The sequence below is a fragment of the Streptomyces sp. NPDC002055 genome, from assembly GCF_040296705.1.
GTDB lineage: Bacteria > Actinomycetota > Actinomycetes > Streptomycetales > Streptomycetaceae > Streptomyces.
This window is the reverse complement of record NZ_JBEOXS010000072.1, coordinates 1-16497: the sequence shown is the minus strand read 5'-3', so window position 1 is coordinate 16497 and position 16497 is coordinate 1. Positions and strand designations below refer to the sequence as shown.

Below are 16497 nucleotides of genomic sequence, written 5' to 3'. Positions count from 1 at the left end.
CGCACCCATCCCGGCGGGGACGACCTGATCCGACCTGCCGGGCCGTGGACATCTCAAGGAGTTGCAAGGTGTTCAATGACATAGGCCCACTGGAGCTGGTCGCTCTGGTGATCCTTGCCGTGCTCATCTTCGGCCCGGACAAACTGCCCAAGCTCATCCAGGACATCTCGCGCTTCATTCGCAGGATCCGGGACTTCTCCGATGGGGCCAAGGCCGACATCCGGTCCGAGCTGGGCCCCGAGTTCAAGGACTTCGACTTCGAGGACCTCAACCCCCGGACCTTCGTCCGCAAGCAGTTCATGGACGACGACGACCTGGGGCTGAAGGACATCCGCAACGGCTTCGACCTCCGCAAGGAGGTCACCGAGGTCTCCGACGCCGTGCGCGGCCGGGAGAGCGGTGCCTCCGTCGGCGGGGCGGCCGCGTCCTCCTTCGGCACCTCCGGCGGTTCCGACCTGCTGCGCAAGCGTGATCCCCAGGCCCCCGACGAGCGTCCGCCGTTCGACTCCGACGCCACGTGATCCCCCCGTATGTCCGACGGGGCGGACCGGGGTGGCTATCCTCCCTGTGTCCGGGGTGAGGCCGCCCGCGGGGGGCGGATCGCGCTGAGACGACGGGGCAACAAGGAGGCACCACGCAGATGGAGACGACCAGTCGGCCCGGGGCACAGGGGGCGCCCGACGAGCCCAGCACGTCCACCGATGTGGAGGCCGGAAGAGCGGCCCAGGACGTGCCGGAGGGCCGCGGTCTCGACGGCTATCTGCTGGCAGGCTTTCCCTGGTACGGGCTGGACGAGGCCTTCACCGGCCCGCGCTGGCTGATGCAGGTCGGCTCCGCCGCCGACGGCACGGTCGAACACGGGTCGACCGGACACGGTGAGGTGCCCTCGGTGCGGGTCGAGACCGAGCACGCCAAGCAGCGCTTCGCGGTCGTCGTCACGGTCGCCGACCGTCCGGTGCGGCGCAGCGCGGACGGCACCGGCACGCTGGAGGCCACCTCGGTCTCCTCGGCGGCCTGGCTGGCCGGTTCGGGCCTGCTCTCCTGCACCTGGCCGAGCCAGATGGAGCGGGCCCTGCGTGACGACTGGCTGAACCAGCAGACCGCGATCGCCTGGGAGCTGGCCGAGGACCCGTCCGCGCCCGACTGGACGTCGCTGTCGCTGCCGGTGGACGGCGTGCCCACCCCGTTCCACTACCGGGAGTCCGAATACGGCTGGGTGCTGGCCGGTTCGTCACCGGCCCAGGAGGGCGTGCACATCGGCGCCTACGGGCGCGGGATGAGCGCCTACGGCCTCGGCTTCTCCGTGATCAAGGACATCGCCGGATACACCGGCTGACGGCCCGCGCCCAGGCCCGTCCGCGGCGCTCCCGGCGCCGGTCCCCTTGCCGATACGCCCCGGGACGCGACGACGGCGGGGCGTTCCGGCACTCCGTGCCCCGGAGCACCCCGCCGTCGGACGGGTGTTGTGCGGTTCAGAACTTGTTGCGCGGGGTGAGCCCCAGAGTCATGCCCGCCAGGCCGCGCTGACGGCCGCCGAGCTTGCCCGCGATGTCCCGCAGCGCGCTGCCCGCCGGGGAGTCCGGGTCGGTGAGCACGACAGGCTTGCCCTCGTCGCCGCCCTCCCGCAGCCGGACGTCGATCGGGATGGCGCCGAGCACCGGGACCTCGGCGCCGGTGGTCCGGGTCAGCCCCTCGGCGACCCGTTGCCCGCCGCCGGTGCCGAACACGTCGACCATCTCGTCGCAGTGCGGGCAGGGCAGCCCCGACATGTTCTCCACGACGCCGACGATCTTCTGGTGGGTCTGCACCGCGATGGAGCCGGCCCGCTCCGCCACCTCGGCGGCGGCCTGCTGAGGCGTCGTCACCACCAGGATCTCCGCGTTCGGCACCAGCTGCGCCACCGAGATGGCGATGTCACCGGTGCCCGGCGGCAGGTCGAGCAGGAGCACGTCCAGGTCGCCCCAGTAGACGTCCGCCAGGAACTGCTGGAGGGCGCGGTGCAGCATCGGGCCGCGCCAGACCACCGGGGCGTTGCCCGGGGTGAACATCCCGATCGAGATGACCTTCACGCCGTTCGCCGACGGCGGCATGATCATGTTCTCGACCTGGGTGGGGCGGCTGTCCGTGCCCAGCATGCGCGGCACCGAGTGGCCGTAGATGTCGGCGTCGACGACACCGACCTTCAGCCCGTCCGCCGCCATCGCCGCGGCCAGGTTGACCGTCACCGAGGACTTGCCGACGCCGCCCTTGCCGGAGGCCACCGCGTACACCCGGGTCAGCGAGCCCGGCTTGGCGAACGGCACCTCGCGCTCCGCCGTGCCGCCGCGCAGCGAGGCGGCCAGCTCCTTGCGCTGCTCGTCGCTCATCACGTCGAGCTCGACGCTGACCCCGGTGACGCCCGGCACCCGGGAGACCGCCTCGGTGACCTCGCGGGTGATGGTGTCGCGCAGGGGGCAGCCGGAGACCGTCAGGTAGACGCCGACCGCGACCGACCCGTCCGCCGCGATGTCCACCGATTTGACCATCCCGAGTTCGGTGATGGGGCGGTGGATCTCGGGGTCGTTCACCGTCGCGAGCGCGTCGCGCACCGCGTCTTCGGCGGGCACTGCGTCGGGAGCGTCGGTCGTGTCGGTAGCCATGCCCCGATGGTACGGCGCCGGACCGACGGCGAGGAAAGGACGTCAGCGGTCGCGTTGGTCACTTTCCGCAGGTCGCTGCTGATCCAGGTCCTTGAGCAGCTCCTCCAGCTCGGAGCGGATCCAGTCCCGGGTGGCGACCTCGCCGAGCCCCATCCGCAGCGCCGCCACCTCCCGGGTCAGGTACTCGGTGTCGGCGATGCTGCGCTCGTGCCGGGCGCGGTCCTGTTCGAGGTTGACCCGGTCCCGGTCCGACTGCCGGTTCTGCGCGAGGAGGATCAGCGGCGCGGCGTACGAGGCCTGCAGCGACAGCACCAGCGTCAGGAAGATGAACGGGTACTCGTCCCAGCGCAGCCCCGACGGCGCGGCGATGTTCCACACCACCCACAGCAGGATGACGACCGTCATCCAGACGATGAACCGGCCGGTGCCCAGGAAGCGGGCGATCCGCTCCGAGAGCCGTCCGAAGGCGTCCGGGTCGTACTCCGGCAGCGGCCTGCGCCGCCGGATCTGCGGCAGGTCCAGACGGCGCACCCGCTCGGCGCGCTCCACCCGCTCCGGGCGCGGGCGGTCGGTGTGCCCGTCGCGGCGGTCAGCCTGCATGGGCGGCTCCCCACGCCCGGGGGACCTCGGACTCGCGCCAGTCCTCGGGCAGCATGTGGTCCAGGACGTCGTCCACCGTGACCGCGCCCAGCAGGTGCCCCGCCTCGTCGACGACGGGCGCCGCGACCAGGTTGTACGTCGCGAGGTAGCCGGCCAGCACCGGCAGCGGGGCGTCCGGCGGCAGCGGCCGCAGGTCGTTGTCCACGATCGCCCCGACCAGGGTGAAGGGCGGGTCGCGGAGCAGCCGCTGGAAGTGCACCACGCCCAGGTAGGTGCCGGTGGGCGTCTGGTCGGGGGGCCGGCACACGTACACCTGCGCGGCGTGGGCGGGGGTCAGGTCCGGGTCGCGGACCCGGGCGAGGGCCACGGCGACCGTCGCGTCCGGCCGGAGCACGATCGGTTCGGTGGTCATGATGCCGCCCGCGGTGCTCTCCTCGTACGACATCAGCCGCCGCACGGAGGCGGCGTCGTGCGGGCGCATCAGGCCGAGGAGGCGCTCCTTGTCCGTCTCGGGCAGCTCGGAGAGGAGGTCGGCGGCGTCGTCCGGGTCCATGGCCTCCAGGACGTCGGCGGCCCGCTCCTCTTGGAGCTTGCCGAGGATCTCCACCCGGTCGTCGTCGGGCAGTTCCTCCAGGACGTCGGCGAGCCGGTCGTCGTCGAGCGCCGCCGCGACCTCGGCGCGGCGCTTGGCGGAGAGGTGGTGCAGGACGTTCGCGAGGTCCGCGGGCCGCAGCTGTTCGAAGGTGGCCAGCAGGTTGGCCGCGCCCTGCCCCTCCTCCTCGACGGAGAAGCCGGTGACGGCCGACCACTCGACGGTCAGGGTCTCGCCGCGCCGCCGCAGCGCGCCGCCCCGGCCGCGCCGGACGAAGACCTTGTCGATCTCCCAGTCCCGGCGGCCGGCCAGCTGGGACACCGAGACGTCGAGGACCGTGACCTCCTCACCGGTCTCCACCCGCCGCACCCGCCGGTCCAGCAGCTCGCCGATCACCAGGGTCTCCGTCGGCCGCTGTTCGAAGCGGCGCATGTTCATCACCCCGGTCGTGATGACCTGGCCGGACTCCACACCGGTGACCCGGGTCATCGGGACGAAGATCCGGTGCCTGCTGACGACCTCCACGACCAGCCCCAGCACGTGCGGCGGCCGGCCGCCCACCCGCAGCATCACCACCAGATCGCGCACCCGGCCGACCTGGTCGCCGTGGGGGTCGAACACCGCGACGCCCGCGAGGTGGGAGATGAAGACCCGGGGGGCGCCACCCGCCATGTCGAGCGCCTCCTTAAATCCGGGCAAAAGCCTCGATATCGGATTCAGGCTAACGTGCCCCGGTCGGGGCCGCCGGAACAGGGGAGCCGGACGGCTGCCTGTCGAGCCGCGGGTACCGCCCAGGTACGCTGCCGTCTGCTGTCGAGGTCACCCGCATCCAGGAGGCACAGCCGACGTGACTGCATTCCCCCGCACACGGAACGCGGTACTCGTGGGGGCCGTGTGCACGGGACTCGCCGCGGTGCTGGCCGGGTGCGGCAGCGGTGAGGACCCCGACGCCGGGACGAACGGCGTCGGCAAGCTCTCCGCATCGAAGATCGAGAGCAAGGCCCGCAAGGCCGTCGACGGCGCCGAGGCGGTACGGCTGGCCGGCAGCCTCGTCACCAAGGGGCGGACCTACCGGCTCGACATGCGGCTGAAGAAGGACGGCGGGATCGGCGAAGTCTCCACCAAGGGCAGGCGCTTCGAGCTGCTGCGGGTGGGGGACGAGCTCTATCTGAAGGCCGACACCGCCTTCTGGACCGGCCAGCAGGGCGGCTCCACGCCCTCCGACAGCGCCGCGGCCAGCAAGCTCGACGACAAGTACGTCAAGGTGCCCAGCGGCGACCCCGCGTACAAGCAGCTCAGCGGCTTCACCGAGATGGACCTGATGCTCGACGGCCTGCTCGGCCTGCACGGCAAGCGGGTCGCCGGTGACCGCGGCAGCGTCGCAGGGGTGCGCACGGTCAGGGTCACCGCGGGGGACGGCGCCGGCGGCGCCTTCGACGTCTCGCTGGAGGGCACGCCCTACCCGCTGCGGCTGCAGCGCGCGGGTGGCGCCGGAGTGGTCCAACTCTCCGACTGGAACCAGGACTTCGGCCTGAAGGCGCCGGACAAGGAACACATCGTCGACTACGGCCGGCAGATCTCGACCAACTGAGGCGTCGGGCGGAGCCGCTCCCGGCCGCCGGAAGGACCCGCACAACTCCCGCGGAACCGACCTTGGCAACGGGCCCCAACAGGCCGCGCAACTCCCGCGGCACCTGCCTTGGCAGTCGGCCCCAGCAGGCCGCGCAACTCTCGCGGCACCCGCCTCGGAGCAGGCCGCGCCCTACTCCGAAGCCCCGCCCCGGCGGCGCTTGCGGCCCAGGAGCCCCCGGCCCAGCAGCTTCGGCAGCGCGGCGGGAATCGGGCGCCGCGTGGTGGCGGGGGACTGCGGGGGCACGGCGGCCAGTGAGCCGTCCGGCAGCCCGGCGGGGGCACCCGCGGGCTCCAGCCGCAGCACCCGGCACTCCCGGGCCCAGCGGTCGGCGATCCGCTCGGCGTCCGGGGCGTTCAGCCGCTTCCCCTTCAGCTCGTCCACGGCGGCCTGCCAGCCCTCGCTGCCGGGGGCCAGTTCGGTCACCCGGGCCGGCCAGCTCACGAGGCGCCCGCCCTTGTCCTTGCTGCGCACGGTCACCTCGGCGGCTGCGCCGTCGGTGAGACCGAGCCCGGTGAACGGCTGCTCGCCCGGACCGTCCCCGACGAGACAGGCGGCGCCGTCGAGCCACAGGTGCCACAAGGAGCGGGCCGGCGCGACCGCTCCGTCGCTGCCCCGGACCCAGATCAGGCCGGACTTCTTGGTGGCCTCCTCGATGAGGGCGCGGTCCATCAGGGCGGGCGTCTGCGTCATGACCTCACCCTAAGGGGTCCTTGCACGATGACCGCCCGGGTCGCGCGGCCCGGCACCGCACCTCGCCGCGTTGCCGAACAGCCCTGGTAGCTCCGCTGCAAGGACTCTCCGGCGCCTTGCGATGCACGGCACCGGACCACGCGACCCATCGGACTCATAGTGCAAGGACCCCTGAGCCTCGCCGCCCGGCCGCCTCCGGGCCGGTCACGGCTGCGCCGCCGGAGCCCCGCCATGACGGCGCCCGCCCCGCCATGACGTCGCCCCCTCCACCGGGACGGCGTCCGCCCCACCGGGACCGCGCCCGCCCCGCGGCCTACGCTGAACGGGTCCGCTCCGCCTCCCGCCTCCGCACCCGTGAGGACCCCGTGCCCGCAGCCCCGACCCGTACCGGCCGGACCCCGGCCCCCGGCGCGGTGGCCGCCCACCGGATCGACCTGCTGCTCCTCGCGGTCGCCGTCTCCGGGATCTCCTTCTCCGCGCCGCTCATCGCCGCGACCGCCGCACCGGCCCTGGCCATCGCGTTCTGGCGGAACGCCATGGGGGCCGGCGCGCTCGCCCCGCTCGCGCTGCTCCGGCACCGGTCCGAGCTGCGCGGCATGGGCCGCCGGGAGCTGCTGCTGTCCGCCGCGGCCGGCGCCCTGCTCGCGCTGCACTTCGGGCTCTGGCTGCCCAGCCTCCGCCTGACGTCCGTGGCCTCCTCGACCGCGCTGGTCACCACCACGCCCATCTGGACGACCCTGGTGCTCCGGCTGCGCGGGCACCGGCCGCCCGGCCTGGTCTGGGCGGGCACCGCCGTGGCGTTCCTCGGCGTACTGGTGCTCACCGGGGTGGACCTGTCGCTGTCCCCGGCCGCCCTGGCCGGTGACGCCCTCGCGCTGGGCGGCGGCATGGCGGCCGCCGGGTACGTGCTGATCGGGTCCGCGGTGCGCCGCACCGTGACCACGACCGCCTACTCCACCGTCTGCTACACCACGACCGCCGCGCTCCTGCTGGTGGCCTGCCTGGTCTCCGGCTCCGCGCTCGCCGGGTACAGCGGGGAGACCTGGCTGAAGCTCGCCCTGCTCACCGTCTGCGCCCAGCTGCTCGGCCACACCCTGATCAACCGCGTGGTGCGCGGTCTCGGGCCGTCCGTGACCTCGACGGCGATCCTGCTGGAGACCCCGGGGGCGGCGCTGATCGCCGCGGTGTGGCTGGGCCAGACCCCGCCCCTGGCGGGCTGCGCGGCCCTGCTGGTGATCCTCGCCGGCCTCGCCCTGGTCATCAGGGGCGACCGCGACCGGATGCCCTGACGGGCGGCCGGCCCCGGCCGTCGGACGGGCGCCCTGCCCTGCCCCGGCCGTCGGACAGGCGCCCCGGCCCCGGCCGTCCGACGAACGCTCGGAGCCGGCCGCGGCGCCGGCGGCCGGGGCTTCAGGCCCCGGCCGGGGCGCGGCCGGTGCGCTTCAGGCCCCGCTCCGCCCCGGCCGGTGGGCCGGCGGAAGCCCGCTCAGAGCCAGCCGTTGCGCTTGAAGCCCCGGTGGATCGAGAAGCAGATCCCGACGATCACCGCCATGACCGACGGATAGCCGTACTTCCAGTGCAGCTCGGGCATGTAGGTGAAATTCATGCCGTAGACGCCGCAGATCATCGTGGGCACGGCGATGATCGCCGCCCAGGCGGTGATCTTCCGCATGTCCTCGTTCTGCGCGACGGTCGCCTGCGCGAGGTTGGCCTGCAGGATGGAGTTCAGCAGGTCGTCGAAGGACACCACCTGCTCGTTGACCCGGGCCAGGTGGTCGGCGACGTCCCGGAAGTACTTCTGGATGTCCGGGTCGACCAGCCGCATCGGCCGCTCCGACAGCAGCTGCATCGGCCGCAGCAGCGGCGAGACGGCCCGCTTGAACTCCAGGACCTCCCGCTTGAGCTGGTAGATCCGGCTCGCGTCGCCGCCGCGGGCGCTGCCGCCGCCGGGCGCCGAGCTGAAGACCTCGATCTCCACCTCGTCGATGTCGTCCTGCACCGCGTCGGCCACCGCGATGTAGCCGTCCACGACCTGGTCGGCGATGGCGTGCAGCACGGCGGAGGGGCCCTTGGCGAGGAGCTCCGGGTCGTCCTGGAGGCGGTGCCGCAGGGCCCGCAGCGAGCCCTGGCCGCCGTGCCGGACGGTGATGATGAAGTCCCGGCCGGTGAAGCACATCACCTCGCCGGTCTCCACCACCTCACTGGTCGCGGTGAGCTCGGCGTGCTCGACGTAGTGGATGGTCTTGAAGACGGTGAACAGGGTGTCGTCGTACCGCTCCAGCTTGGGCCGCTGGTGCGCGTGGATCGCGTCCTCCACGGCGAGCGGGTGCAGCCCGAACTCCTGGGCGATACCGGCGAATTCCTGCTCGGTCGGCTCGTGCAGTCCGATCCAGGCGAAGCCGCCCTCGGAGCGCACCCGGCGCATGGCCTCCCCGGGCGTCAGCTGTTCCCGGACGCGGTTGCCGTCCCGGTACACGGCGCAGTCCACCACGGAGGTCGGCGCACCGGGCTGTTCGGTCCCGGTGCCGCCGTAGCCGGCGAGCCCCTTCCGCAGGGCGGGGCGCACGGCGGCACGCAGGTCACGGATCATCGACATGGCAGGCTCCTTTACGGGCCGGCCGTCGGCGGCTGGGTTCCGCGGGGGGAGGGTTCCCCGGGGGAACAGCGCTGCCCGTAATACCGGCGTACGCCTTCTGCACGCCGGCAAAGCGGGCGGCACCGCTGTCGCCGCGGTGACGGCAAATCAAGGCACGGACGAGTCACACAACGAGGTCGCTCTTCCGGATTGCCGTGAACCTCAGTGGTTTCGCCGCTCGGCGGCTGGGTACGGAGGCTTCAGATCGCGAAGAAGTGGCAGCGCACGGAAGAACTGTTGGTACTGCACGGTCGACTAGGATCCACCGCAGCCCCACCTCCTCCGGCCGGTTCCCCGTAGGGAAAACACGGATCGCGACATGCGCCGCGAGACTGATCATCAGGGCTCGGACATACGGTGCTGCTGCGTGCTGCCCTGATCAGCGGCCAAGACTATCAGTCGACCGGCGTGTCAAGTCTCGACTTTGCCTCCTGCATACGCGTTCTATGCTCACGGTATGTCAGACGTTCTTGAGCAGGTCGAGGCCCGGTTGCGGTCGGCGCTGGGTGCGCCGGACGCGCGTGCCGCGGTCACCTTCCTCGGCACCGACCGCATCGAGGTCCTGCGCTTCGCCGACGGCGATGTGGTGCGCTACGCCACGCTCGGTATGTCCGCGCAGCCGATGACCGACCCCACCGCCGCCCTCGCCGACCCGGTGCGCGGTCCGCGCGCCGAGCTGCTGATCTCCGTCCGCACCGGGCGGGCCGATACCGACAAGGTGCTCCGTCCGCTGGCCGTGCTGGCCGCCTCGCCGCAGGTCGAGGGGGTCGTCGTCGCGCCGGGGGCCTCGCTCGACGTGGGCGAGCCGCTCTGGCCGGAGGCGCCGTTCTCCTCCGTGCTCGTGGCGGAGTCCGGCGGACTGGTGGAGAACCTGGAGCTGGACGAGCCCCTGGAGCCGGTGCGCTTCCTGCCGCTGCTGCCGATGACGGCCAACGAGGCGGCCTGGAAGCGGGTGCACGGAGCGGGTGCCCTGGAGAAGCGCTGGCTGACGCACGGCACGGACCTGCGCGATCCGCAGCGCAGGTCCGTACCGCTGGACTGAAGGTCTTGCAGAGGGCGCGGGCCCTCAGGCGTCAGGCGGGCTGGGCGGCGGGCACCGCGTCCTCCCGCTCGTGCGCCGGCCGCGGCTCCTCCGCGGCGGGGCTCAGCGAGCGGCGCCGGACCGCCACCACGGCCGCGCCCGCGACCGCCGCGCCCGCGGCGACCACGAACGGCATGTGGATGTCGGTCCACTCCTCGATCTTCGGCGCCAGGAACGGCGCCGCGGCGGCCGCGAACCAGCGGACGAAGTTGTAGCCCGCGCTGGCCACCGGGCGCGGCGCGTCGGACACCCCGAGCGCCAGCTCCGTGTAGACGGTGTTGTTCAGGCCGATGAGCGCGCCGGAGAGCACCGTGCAGACGATGGCGGTGGTGCGGTCGCCGTAGCCGAGGACCAGCAGGTCCGCCGCGAACAGCACGAGGGACCCGCCCAGCACCGTCAGGGAGCCGAAGCGCTTCTGGAGGCGGGGCGCCACCAGCACGGAGAAGACGGCGAGCAGCACACCCCAGGCACAGAAGACCGCGCCCGAGCCGTACGGGGTCATGTTCAGCACGAACGGCGTGAAGGCCAGCACCGTGAAGAAGGCGTAGTTGTAGAAGAACGCCGAGGCGGCGGCCGAGGCGAGCCCGCCGTGGCCGAGCGCCCGGACCGGGTCCAGCAGGGACGTCCGCCGGGCCGGCCGCGGCTGCTCCTTCAGGAACGCGGTGATGGCGACGAAGCCGACGGCCATCAGCGCGGCGGTGCCGAAGAACGGGTAGCGCCAGTTCAGGTCGCCGAGCACCGCGCCCAGCAGCGGTCCGCAGGCCATGCCGAGACCGAGCGCGGACTCGTAGAGCAGGATGGCCGCTGCGCTGCCGCCCGACGCCGCGCCCACGATCACCGCCAGGGAGGTGGAGACGAAGAGGGCGTTGCCCAGGCCCCAGCCCGCGCGGAAGCCGACCAGTTCGCCGACCGAGGTGGAGGTGCCGGAGAGCGCGGCGAAGACGACCACCAGCGCGAGGCCGGCCAGCAGGGTGCGGCGGCCGCCGATCCGGCTGGACACGAAGCCGGTGAGCAGCATGGCGACGGCGGTGATCAGGAAGTACGAGGTGAAGAGCAGGGAGACCTGGCTGGGCGTGGCCTGCAGGCCACGGGCGATCGACGGCAGGATCGGGTCGACCAGGCCGATGCCCATGAACGCCACCACGGCCGCGCCCGCCGTGGCCCAGACGGCCCCCGGCTGGCGCAGGATTCCGGGACCGCCGGTATCGAAGGAGTCCTCCACGGCGCCGCCGCTGCTTCTGCTCTGCTGCATGGTCTGCCACTTCCTCCGGCTCGACGGAACATCGCTGTGCGCTACACACAGTAGGTTAGGTAACCTAATTAATGCAAGCTACATGTAAATCGCTCCGACGCCGCCACAACCGGACGGGTGATCGTCCTTGACGCGGCGACGGCCGGGGAGGACCGTGGGGGCCTATGAGGGGCGAACCCAGTTGCCCGAAGTGCGGTGGCCGGGTCCGGGCACCCGGTCTCTTCGCGGATTCGTGGCAGTGCGACATTCACGGCACCGTGCACCCTCTGCAACCCGTCGTCCCGCCGAGCGTCGAAGCGCTCGGCGTGGTCGTGGGCCGGACCCATGTCCCGGTGTGGATGCCGTGGCCGCTGCCCATCGGCTGGCTGTTCACCGGAGTCGCCTGCGCCGGTGACGACCGCAACGGCGGCCGGGCCACGGCTGTCGCCTGCTCTGGACCCGGCCCGCTGGGCGGGGTCGGCGAACTGATCCTGGTGGCCGAGGAGCTGGGCGTCGGGCTGGGCGCCCGGTACGCGGGCATCCCCGGGCCCGACCCCGGGGCGCGGCTCTGCGTCGACAAGCCGCCGGACGCCAAGCTGCTGGCCGCCGGCCGGCCCACGCCGCTCTGGCACGTCGGCGGCGTCCCCGGGGACCGGGCGGTCTTCGCGGGGGAGGCGCGCGGCCTGTGGCTGTGGGCGATCGTCTGGCCGGAGCTGTCCGGGCTGCTGCTCTACGACGAGCTGGTGCTCACCGATCTGCGCGAGGCCGGCGCCGAGATCGACCTCGTGCCGTGCGGGGCGCTATCGCCCCGCATCCTCTCCTGACGCCCGGCGCGGAGCCCGGCGCCTGCGCGGGGCGCCTGAGGCCGGTCCGGAGCCGCCCACGGCCCGCCGCCGCGGGCCGTCGCGCCCGGGCCGCCTTCCGGGTCCGGACCGCCGACCTCGGCTGCTGCACCTTCACGATCGCTGGGGGCGGGGTTCCCCAACGGGCCCGACCCGATGTCGCGGGCAGTCCCGCCCCGATGCCGCGGGCGGTGCGGAACCGCTCCGTCCGGGGCGGTGCGCCCGCCCCGTTATCCTGGAGCGTCCCCCCGTCCGCGACCGAAACCCGGAGGCGTGCCGCGTGCGTATCGACCTGCACACCCACTCCACCGCTTCGGACGGCACGGACACCCCCGCCGAGCTGGTGCGGAACGCCGCGGCGGCCGGACTCGACGTCGTGGCGCTCACCGACCACGACACCGTCGGCGGCCACGCCGCGGCGAAGGCCGCGCTGCCCCCGGGCCTGACGCTGGTCACCGGCGCGGAGCTGTCCTGCCGGCTCGCCCCCGCCTCGCTGGAGGCGGACGAGCGGGACGGTATCGGCCTGCACATGCTCGCCTACCTCTTCGACCCCGACGAGCCCGACCTCGCCCGTGAGCGGGAGCTCGTCCGGGACGACCGGGTCCCCCGGGCGCAGGCCATGGTCGCCCGGCTGCGTGAGCTGGGCGTGGGGATCACCTGGGAGCGGGTGGCGGAGATCGCGGGCGACGGGGCCGTCGGCCGGCCGCACATCGCCACCGCCCTGGTCGAGCTGGGCGTCGTGCCGACCGTCTCCGACGCCTTCACCCCGGACTGGCTCGCCAACGGCGGACGCGCCTACGTCGAGAAGCACGAGCTCGACCCGTTCGACGCCATCCGCCTGGTCAAGGCGGCCGGCGGGGTCACCGTCCTGGCCCACCCGCTGGCGGTCAAGCGCGGCGCCTGCGTGCCCGAGAGCGCCCTGGCGGAGCTCGCCGCGGCGGGGCTGGACGGCGTCGAGGCCGACCACATGGATCACGATCCGGCGACCCGGGCCCGGCTGCGCGGCCTCGCCGCCGACCTCGGCCTGCTGGCCACCGGATCCAGCGATTACCACGGCAGTCGCAAGACCTGCCGCCTCGGGGAGTACACCACCGACCCCGAGATCTACGGCGAGATCGTGCGCCGGGCGACCGGTGCCTTCCCCGTGCCCGGCACGGGCGGCTGACCCGCCCCGCACCCCGACCGTCCGTTACGGCTCCCGCCGCTTCTCGTACCACTCTCCCCGCAAGGCTGCCCCGTGTTCGACATCGCTCTGTTCGGCTCCGTCTTCGTCACGCTGTTCGTGATCATGGACCCGCCCGGCATCACGCCCATCTTTCTCGCGCTGACCTCCGGCCGGGCCGTCAAGGTCCAGCGCCGGATGGCGCTCCAGGCGGTTCTCGTCGCCTTCGGCGTCATCGCCGTCTTCGGCCTCTGCGGTCAGCAGATCCTCGACTACCTGCACGTCTCCGTGCCCGCCCTGATGGTCGCGGGCGGACTGCTGCTGTTGCTCGTCGCCCTCGACCTGCTCACCGGCAAGACGGACGAGCCCACGCAGACCAAGGACGTCAATGTCGCCCTCGTGCCGCTGGGTATGCCGCTGCTCGCCGGCCCGGGCGCCATCGTCACCGTGATCCTGGCGGTGCAGCGGGCCCACGACGTCAGCGGTCAGCTCTCGGTGTGGGCGGCCATTCTCGCCATGCACGTCGTCCTGTGGGTGACCATGCGGTACTCGCTGCTGATCATCCGGCTGATCAAGGACGGCGGTGTGGTGCTGGTCACCCGGCTGTCCGGCATGCTGCTCTCGGCGATCGCGGTCCAGCAGATCGCCAACGGCGTCACCCAGTTCATCCAGGGCGCCTGACACCGGCCGGGCCTGCCCCGGACAGCGCAGCGCCCCCGCACGGTGTGTGTGCGGGGGCGCCGGGCAGAAGCCCTACCGGGCCGCGGTGTCGGCCGGGCGGATGTAGATGCGCGTGCCGCTCGCCGCGGCCTGCTGCACGATCCGGTTGACGGAGGCGGCGTCCACGACGGTGCTGTCCACGGCGGTGCCGTCGACGTCGTCGAGGTGCATGATCTCGAAGCGCATAGGGCTTCTCCCTTCGTCTGATCCTCCTGCAGGAGAACTCTGGTGCGGGATTCATTCCACGATGGGCCCGCGATTCGACACGGCCATTGCCTGACCGTTAAGAGTGGATTGCGGGACTTCGGTGTCCCGCGTGCCGCCCGGTACAACCGAGGTGCACCCTGCAAACATTCCCTACGCTAAGGAAAATATTCGCATGACTAACTACTGGCGGGTAGGGCCGCAGGTTGTGGCCGTTCTCCGGGCACCCGGAGAATGAGTCCCTTATGAGCGACGCAGAGCCCCCGAGGCCCATCGACCCCGCCGCGGTCACCGCCGGCATCGAGCGGACGAACGAGCTGCTCCAGCGTGTGCTGGCGAAGGTCTCGACCACCCCCTCGATCCACGCGGTGTTCGCCGACGCCGGCTACGTGTACGCGGCCATGGGGCGGCTCGCCGCCGGCACCGAGGACCGGCGCGCCTTCGACCTCGACGCCGAGGGGCTCATCGACGCCTTCATCGACAAGGCCCGGACGATCTTCCCGGACAGCCGGCTGCTCCGCGTCTACTGGTACGACGGCGCCCGGCGCCGCCTCCACACCACCGAGCAGCAGCGGATCGCCGAGCTGCCCGACGTCAAGGTCCGGCTGGGCAACCTCAACGCCAACAACCAGCAGAAGGGCGTCGACTCCCTGATCCGCACCGATCTGGAGACCCTCGCCCGTCACCGCGCCATCAGCGACGCGGTGCTGATCGGCGGCGACGAGGACCTGGTCTCCGCCGTCGAGGCGGCGCAGAGCTACGGGGCCCGGGTGCACCTGTGGGGCATCGAGGCCACGGGCGGCCGCAACCAGGCCGACCCGCTGCTCTGGGAGGTCGACAGCCAGCGCACCTTCGACCTCGACTTCTGCAAGCCGTACGTGACCCGGCGGTCCGCCGGGTACGAGCCGTTCCCGGACACCGGCGGCGAGGGCGCTCCCGCGCCCGGCCGTGAGGACGTCCGCTTCGTCGGCGCCCGGGTGGCCTCCCGCTGGCTGGGGGAGCGCGGCCGGGACACTCTGGCGGAGCTGCTGCCCGGCCACCCCTACCTTCCGGGCTCCACGGACCAGGAGCTGCTGAACGAGGCCGAGGGGCTGCTCCAGCACTCCCTGCGGGGCCATGCCGACCTGCGGCGGGCGCTGCGCGACGGCTTCTGGGACCACCTCCAGGCCCAGCTGCTCTGACCAGGGGCCCTGGCGTCCGGATCGGGCCGGGCCGGGCTCCGCGGCGCCCGGGAACGGCTCCGGCGTCTCAGGCGCGCTGTCAGGCCCCGGCGCCCTCCCGGGGCCCGACGCCCTCCCGGGGCCCGTCGCCCTCCCGGGCCCCGTCGCCCTCCCAGGCCCCGTCGCCCTCCCAGGCCCCGTTGCCTTCCCAGAATGCGGCGAGAGCCTCGGCCGTCGGCCGCGGACGCTCCGCGGCGGGGGAGTGCTCGGCGCCGTCGACCACCGCGCGCCGGGCCGCCAGCCGGTCCGCCATGGCGTCCATCAGCGGCACCGGCCAGGCGTAGTCGACGACACCGGAGAGCACCAGCTTCGGCAGCGGCACCGCGGCCAGCTCGTCCACCCGGTCCGGCTCGCCGATCAGCTGCTTCCCGGTGGCGATCAGCTGTTCCGGGACGGTGCCCTGCCAGCGGCGGTGCAGGAACTCCCGCACCGCGGGCGGGGTCGCGTCCCCCGCGGCTTCCGGCGGGTCGAGCTCCCGCATCGCCTGCCAGACCGTCTCCATGTCCCACACCAGCAACGCGTCGACCAGCAGCTTGGTACGGGCCTGCTGGGCCTCGCAGATCGCCCCCGGCCCGGAACTCATGATCGTCAGTGAGGCGAACGGCGTGCGGTCCGCCAGGACCGCGGCACGGGCGATCAGGCCGCCCAGGGAGTGGCCGACCAGATGCACCGGCCCGCCGTCCGCACCCACCGCCGCGGCCAGCGCGAGGACGTCCCGGGCCAGCTCCGCCTGCGCGTACGCGCCCTCCTCCCGCGGCCCGGCGGACTCGTGCTGCCCGCGCCCGTCGACGGCGACGACCCGGAAGCCCCGCTGGGCGAGGGGCTCCAGCAGCGCGATGAAGTCCTCCTTGCTGCCGGTGAATCCGGGCACGAGTAGGGCGCTGCCGAGGCGCGGGGTACCGGCCGGCGGCACGGCGTCGTGCACCGCGAAGTCACCGCGCGCGGTGCCGAGTCGGTGGGCCCGGGCGCACGGGGGGAGGGTGAGGAAGGGGGGCCTGCTCATGCGGTTGAGGCTAGCGGCCGTCCCTGACGTCCCGGCATCCGGCGGGCGGCACCGCCGCGACGGGCGTGCGGAATCCGCCGAACGGACCGATGGCCGGGCCGATGCGCTCGTGGCGGGCCGGGGAGGAGCGGCGCGGCGGCGGATCCGGAACGCCGGACGGCCCGCACCCCCGGGGGGGGGGGGGCCGTGCGCCGGCCCGCGGTGTGAGCGCTCCCGCGCGGGCTCGGGCGTGGGAGTTCGGAAGA

At 73.1% G+C, this 16497-nt stretch carries 17 protein-coding genes; 9 read left to right on the top strand and 8 right to left on the bottom strand.

Annotated elements, in window-relative coordinates; all coding sequences use genetic code 11:
• The first annotated feature begins 68 nt into the window (after positions 1-68).
• Together ABT112_RS30310 and ABT112_RS30305 are read left to right on the top strand one after the other, a co-directional pair.
• Positions 69-521 carry a sec-independent translocase gene (locus ABT112_RS30310; protein WP_351514984.1) on the top strand — a complete coding sequence of 151 codons (453 nt, stop codon included), beginning with the start codon at positions 69-71 and terminating at the stop codon, positions 519-521.
• A 119-nt stretch (positions 522-640) separates the two neighbouring features.
• Positions 641-1336: a hypothetical protein gene (locus tag ABT112_RS30305; protein ID WP_351514983.1), complete on the top strand. Its 696-nt coding sequence runs from the start codon at positions 641-643 to the stop codon at positions 1334-1336.
• Positions 1337-1472: 136 nt separating this feature from the next.
• Here the strand turns inward: ABT112_RS30305 and ABT112_RS30300 are convergent, their stop codons facing one another.
• The 3 genes from ABT112_RS30300 to ABT112_RS30290 all read right to left on the bottom strand — a co-directional run bounded on the left by ABT112_RS30300 (position 1473) and on the right by ABT112_RS30290 (position 4503).
• Positions 1473-2606 carry an Mrp/NBP35 family ATP-binding protein gene (locus tag ABT112_RS30300; protein WP_351515001.1) on the bottom strand — a complete coding sequence of 378 codons (1134 nt, stop codon included), beginning with the start codon at positions 2604-2606 and terminating at the stop codon, positions 1473-1475.
• Between the two features lie 75 nt (positions 2607-2681).
• Positions 2682-3239: a DUF1003 domain-containing protein gene (locus ABT112_RS30295; protein WP_351514982.1), complete on the bottom strand. Its 558-nt coding sequence runs from the start codon at positions 3237-3239 to the stop codon at positions 2682-2684.
• Positions 3229-4503, bottom strand: a complete 1275-nt coding sequence (locus tag ABT112_RS30290) for a magnesium transporter MgtE N-terminal domain-containing protein (RefSeq protein ID WP_351514981.1) — start codon at positions 4501-4503, stop codon at positions 3229-3231. The genes ABT112_RS30295 and ABT112_RS30290 overlap by 11 nt, the downstream gene beginning before the upstream one ends.
• Positions 4504-4678: 175 nt before the next feature.
• Here ABT112_RS30290 and ABT112_RS30285 point away from each other — a divergent pair, with 175 nt between their 5' ends.
• Entirely contained in the window at positions 4679-5422 is a 744-nt protein-coding gene (locus ABT112_RS30285) for a hypothetical protein (RefSeq protein ID WP_351514980.1), read from the top strand.
• Positions 5423-5593: 171 nt separating this feature from the next.
• On the opposite strand, the gene ABT112_RS30280 is transcribed toward ABT112_RS30285, so the two are convergent.
• Positions 5594-6154: a hypothetical protein gene (locus ABT112_RS30280; RefSeq protein ID WP_351514979.1), complete on the bottom strand. Its 561-nt coding sequence runs from the start codon at positions 6152-6154 to the stop codon at positions 5594-5596.
• Positions 6155-6519: 365 nt separating this feature from the next.
• Between ABT112_RS30280 and ABT112_RS30275 the strand changes: the two genes are divergently transcribed.
• Entirely contained in the window at positions 6520-7443 is a 924-nt protein-coding gene (locus ABT112_RS30275; RefSeq protein WP_502975490.1) for a DMT family transporter, read from the top strand.
• Positions 7444-7640: 197 nt separating this feature from the next.
• Here ABT112_RS30275 and ABT112_RS30270 read toward each other — a convergent pair whose 3' ends face one another.
• Positions 7641-8750, bottom strand: a complete 1110-nt coding sequence (locus ABT112_RS30270) for a magnesium and cobalt transport protein CorA (protein WP_351514978.1) — start codon at positions 8748-8750, stop codon at positions 7641-7643.
• A 496-nt stretch (positions 8751-9246) separates the two neighbouring features.
• On the opposite strand from ABT112_RS30270, the gene ABT112_RS30265 reads away from it, so the two are divergent.
• Positions 9247-9831: a suppressor of fused domain protein gene (locus ABT112_RS30265; protein ID WP_351514977.1), complete on the top strand. Its 585-nt coding sequence runs from the start codon at positions 9247-9249 to the stop codon at positions 9829-9831.
• Positions 9832-9862: 31 nt separating this feature from the next.
• On the opposite strand, the gene ABT112_RS30260 is transcribed toward ABT112_RS30265, so the two are convergent.
• The gene (locus tag ABT112_RS30260; RefSeq protein ID WP_351514976.1) at positions 9863-11122 is read right to left on the bottom strand and encodes an MFS transporter; all 1260 of its coding nucleotides are present in this window, start codon (positions 11120-11122) and stop codon (positions 9863-9865) included.
• Between the two features lie 164 nt (positions 11123-11286).
• Between ABT112_RS30260 and ABT112_RS30255 the strand changes: the two genes are divergently transcribed.
• The 3 genes from ABT112_RS30255 to ABT112_RS30245 all read left to right on the top strand — a co-directional run bounded on the left by ABT112_RS30255 (position 11287) and on the right by ABT112_RS30245 (position 13786).
• Positions 11287-11925 (top strand): DUF6758 family protein, encoded by a 639-nt coding sequence (locus ABT112_RS30255; RefSeq protein WP_351514975.1) that lies wholly within the window; start codon positions 11287-11289, stop codon positions 11923-11925.
• 298 nt (positions 11926-12223) lie between these two features.
• Positions 12224-13108, top strand: coding sequence for a PHP domain-containing protein (locus ABT112_RS30250; RefSeq protein WP_351514974.1), 885 nt, complete (start codon positions 12224-12226; stop codon positions 13106-13108).
• Positions 13109-13180: 72 nt separating this feature from the next.
• Complete coding sequence (locus tag ABT112_RS30245) at positions 13181-13786, top strand: MarC family protein (RefSeq protein ID WP_351514973.1); 606 nt, start codon at positions 13181-13183, stop codon at positions 13784-13786.
• Between the two features lie 72 nt (positions 13787-13858).
• Here the strand turns inward: ABT112_RS30245 and ABT112_RS30240 are convergent, their stop codons facing one another.
• A complete protein-coding gene (locus ABT112_RS30240; protein ID WP_351514972.1) occupies positions 13859-14011 on the bottom strand; it encodes a DUF8834 family protein in 153 nt (50 codons plus the stop codon).
• A gap of 263 nt (positions 14012-14274) precedes the next feature.
• Here ABT112_RS30240 and ABT112_RS30235 point away from each other — a divergent pair, with 263 nt between their 5' ends.
• Positions 14275-15210: an NYN domain-containing protein gene (locus tag ABT112_RS30235; RefSeq protein ID WP_351514971.1), complete on the top strand. Its 936-nt coding sequence runs from the start codon at positions 14275-14277 to the stop codon at positions 15208-15210.
• 79 nt (positions 15211-15289) lie between these two features.
• Here ABT112_RS30235 and ABT112_RS30230 read toward each other — a convergent pair whose 3' ends face one another.
• Positions 15290-16252, bottom strand: coding sequence for an alpha/beta fold hydrolase (locus ABT112_RS30230; RefSeq protein ID WP_351514970.1), 963 nt, complete (start codon positions 16250-16252; stop codon positions 15290-15292).
• Between the last annotated feature and the right edge of the window lie 245 nt (positions 16253-16497).